Consider the following 274-nt stretch of genomic DNA (forward strand, 5'->3'; position numbering starts at 1 on the left):
TTTCCTCACTAAGTTTCTTAAATCTTACTACTGATGCTCGAGTAAGCGTTTTGAAAGTCGCTCAAGCTGCTGTTAAAGTTATGGATTCATTGTTTTATAGCAAGGCCGTAATCAATCGCGTTGAACGCAATGGTGATAAAGCAGTGAAAATTGATGGTAAAAGAGTGAACTTAATCAATGGACATTTGAAACTTGATACCAAAAACAACATCGCTCAATTCCTTGAGACAGACATGAACTATCATGTTAAACAGAATGGTGCTACTGACGGCGG

1 protein-coding gene is annotated in these 274 nt (G+C 38.0%); it reads left to right on the forward strand.

Annotation, left to right across the window (positions count from 1 at the left end):
• The coding region (locus A3773_RS18235) for a hypothetical protein (RefSeq protein ID WP_197462867.1) at positions 1–274 on the forward strand (274 nt) is incomplete at both ends.

Origin of the sequence: Neptuniibacter pectenicola (genome assembly GCF_001597735.1) — a bacterium.
GTDB lineage: Bacteria > Pseudomonadota > Gammaproteobacteria > Pseudomonadales > Balneatricaceae > Neptuniibacter > Neptuniibacter pectenicola.